The sequence below is a fragment of the Paracoccus marcusii genome, assembly GCF_006151785.1.
GTDB classification, from domain to species: Bacteria; Pseudomonadota; Alphaproteobacteria; order Rhodobacterales; family Rhodobacteraceae; genus Paracoccus; species Paracoccus marcusii.
In genome coordinates, this window is the sequence record NZ_VDDD01000224.1 from 1 (window position 1) to 2259 (window position 2259).

Consider the following 2259-nt stretch of genomic DNA (forward strand, 5'->3'; position numbering starts at 1 on the left):
CATGTCAGGAAGGATGATCTGGTTGTGACCAGCGAGCCGACACGTCCACAGGAACTGATCGAAGTCGAGCTTGACCGCGCCGGCCGAGAGGCCCGTGACATCGGTCAGCATCGGCGCCAGATAGGTGAAGGCGATGAAGTTGCCGCCATAGCCCAAGGCCGTGATCAGATAGACCAACAGCAGGCGCGGCGAAGTGAGCACGCGGGCCTGTGCCCGCAGGCCGGGCGAGGCGCTCTGCGGGAGGTCGGACGGCACCAGCACGGCGCTGGCGATCAGGCCGATCACGCCGAGGAGGACGACGCCGAGGAAGGTCGCCTGCCAGCCGAAGGACTGCCCGATCCAGGTGCCCAGGGGCACGCCGGTGACGAGGGCCACGGTCAGGCCGAGGAAGGCCATGGCGATGGCGGAACTCTCCCTGTCGCGCGAGACGAGGCCTGACGCGATGGTCGAGGCGATGGCGAAGAAGACCCCATGGGCCAGCCCGGTCAGGAAGCGCGCCACGATCAGGCTGCCATAGCCGGGGGCGACCGCGGCGAAGGCGTTGCCCGCGATGAAGAGCGCCATCAGCGCCAGGAGCAGCGTCTTGCGTGGCAGCCGGCCGGTCAGCGCGGTCAGAACGGGCGCGCCGATGGTGACGCCCAGGGCGTAGAGGCTGACCAGGAGGCCGGCCGACGGAAGCGACACGCCGAGGCTTTCGGCGATGGTGGGAAGCAGGCCGACGATGACGAACTCGGTCGTGCCCACGGCGAATGCGCTGATCGTCAGCGCCCATAGTGCCAGCGGCATGGGGATCTCCGGATGGATTGAACTCGACCGGAGAGATGCCATCTGTCAGTCTTGGCGTGAACGAACGACATTGCAAAGGGCTTTTGCGTATGGCGCACGACCTGCCGCAGACGGCGGACCTCGCCGCCTTCATCGCGGTGATCGAGGACGGCGGGTTCGCCGAGGCGGGTCGGCGGCTCGGGGCCGCGCCCTCGACGCTCAGCCGGACGGTGACGCGGCTGGAGGCGCGGCTGAAGGTGACGCTGCTGCGCCGCTCCACCCGCGGGATCGAACTGACGCCGGAGGGGCGCGACCTTCTGGAGGCGGCGCGCGAGATCGTGGCGCGGACCGAGGCGCTGTCGGATCTGGCCACGGGCGCCCGCGCCCCGCGCGGTCCGCTGCGGGTCAATGCACCGGTGCCGTTCGTGCTGCATGTCATCGCCCCGCGCCTGGCGGAGTTCCACGCGCGATACCCCGAGATCGGGCTGACCGTCGACATGACCAACAGCATCGTCGATTTGATCGACGCCCATGCCGATGTCGCCATCCGCTTCGGCCCGCTGCCCGACAGCGACCTGCTGCACCGGCCCCTCGGGCGGGCGGAGTGGCGTCTGGTCGCCGCGCCGGACTATCTTGCACGGGCGGGGCATCCAGAGCACCCTGTGGATCTGGCCGCACTGGAGCAGGTCAGGTTCTCGTCCCCCGCGCATATCAACGATCTCCGGTTTCTCGGCATGGCGGGCCCCGTCTCTCCGCGCGTATCGGTGACGGCTGCGAATGGCGAGGCGGTCCGGCAGTTCGTCCTGGGCGGCATGGGCATCGCACGGTTCTCGGACTTCATGATCGACGCCGACATTGCATCAGGCCGCGTGGTCGAGCTGTTCCCGGGCCAGCTGGACATCCCGCTTCTGGCCATCAGCGCGCTTTATCTGACGCGTGCCTCAGGGCTGCGGCGATTGGGTGTGTTTCTCGACTGGCTGGCAGGCGTGATGGCAAACCCATCCGCGCGGAATGAGGTGAGCGCAGTCGTCAGCCCATCCCATAGGTGCTCTTCTAGCTAATCACAGGTGATTGCGCGAGCGGCCCAAAGCCGGCGGTCATCGATTGTTGAGTCTGAAATGCGGCTTCCCGAAATTAAACTGTGGTATAAGGCGCAGCAACGTCTTTATGCTGTCTCCGCCGCGTAAGAAATTGCCGGAGAGGCTCAGTCGCTGGTCGCCGCCTCCATCCACGGTTGCACGGACTGTCCGCCGTAGATCACCTCGCGCGGCAACTGGAAAATAAAGTAAGGGTTCAGCGCTGGCAGAGCGCTGGCGTCGTGCAGTCGGGCCTTCTGTTCCGGCGACAACGTGATATCCAACGCCTTGATGTTGGCTGTTACTTGCTCCGGTCGGCTGGCGCCAATCAGCAACGTGCTGACGCCCGGCCGCGACAGGACCCAGGCCAGCGCCGCCTGCGCCATCGGGACGTCCAGCTCGGCCGCCACCTCGCGCA

3 protein-coding genes are annotated in these 2259 nt (G+C 67.0%); 1 reads left to right on the plus strand and 2 read right to left on the minus strand.

All coding sequences use genetic code 11. From position 1 onward, the window contains the following. Positions 1-786 (minus strand): MFS transporter (locus tag FHD68_RS18345; protein ID WP_139086534.1); only part of this gene is annotated, 786 nt, incomplete at its 3' end. A gap of 89 nt (positions 787-875) precedes the next feature. Here FHD68_RS18345 and FHD68_RS18350 point away from each other — a divergent pair. Then, positions 876-1826 carry a LysR family transcriptional regulator gene (locus FHD68_RS18350; RefSeq protein WP_240542466.1) on the plus strand — a complete coding sequence of 317 codons (951 nt, stop codon included), beginning with the start codon at positions 876-878 and terminating at the stop codon, positions 1824-1826. A gap of 143 nt (positions 1827-1969) precedes the next feature. Here FHD68_RS18350 and FHD68_RS18355 read toward each other — a convergent pair. After that, positions 1970-2259 (minus strand): aldo/keto reductase (locus tag FHD68_RS18355; protein WP_139086536.1); only part of this gene is annotated, 290 nt, incomplete at its 5' end.

Bases quoted from the DNA above. Each gene is read 5' to 3' on its own strand.
- FHD68_RS18350 (WP_240542466.1), top strand. From the start codon at position 876: ATGGCGCACGACCTGCCGCAGACGGCGGACCTCGCCGCCTTCATCGCG.